This is a genomic window from Aminobacter sp. P4_D5, assembly GCF_056401815.1.
In genome coordinates, this window is the sequence record NZ_JBFUIP010001450.1 from 1 (window position 1) to 510 (window position 510).

Below are 510 nucleotides of genomic sequence, written 5' to 3' on the forward strand. Positions count from 1 at the left end.
ACATGAAGTAGACAAGCTTGCCCTGCGCATGCTCACCGAGGGTCGCAACCACCAGCACCGCCGCTGTCTGCGCCATGCTCTCGACGATCAAAACGCCGGGCATCACCGGCTCGGTCGGGAMATGGCCCTGGAMGAAGAACTCGTTGATCGTGACGTTCTTCACGCCGACCGCCGACTGGTCGAGCACGAGGTCCACGACCCGGTCGATCAGGAGGAACGGGTAGCGATGCGGGATCGCCGCCATGATCTGGGCGATGCCGTAGGTCTCGATCGTCGTATTCGGGGGTGCCGCCTGATCCATGGCTTTCACTCCGCTTCCCGTCTCTTGATGTGCCGCGATTGGGCGGTCAGGCGTCTCAAAACCTGCAAGGCCCGGAAGGCCTCGCGAATAGGTGCGGCCGGCGTGCCGAAGACCTCCGCCTTGGCTGGGAGGTCCGCGATGACACCAGCCTGGGCGGCGATCCGGGCCTGGCTGCCGATCGAGAGGTGCCCCGCAAATCCCGCCTGGCC

The 510-nt window shown here is 65.2% G+C and carries 1 protein-coding gene and 1 pseudogene; both read right to left on the reverse strand.

Annotated elements, in window-relative coordinates:
- Positions 1-301 (reverse strand): 3-hydroxyacyl-ACP dehydratase FabZ (gene fabZ / locus AC1DWF_RS38905; protein WP_476843718.1); only part of this gene is annotated, 301 nt, incomplete at its 3' end.
- Between the two features lie 5 nt (positions 302-306).
- Positions 307-510 (reverse strand): annotated as a pseudogene (locus tag AC1DWF_RS38910) (UDP-3-O-(3-hydroxymyristoyl)glucosamine N-acyltransferase); the annotation flags it as partial.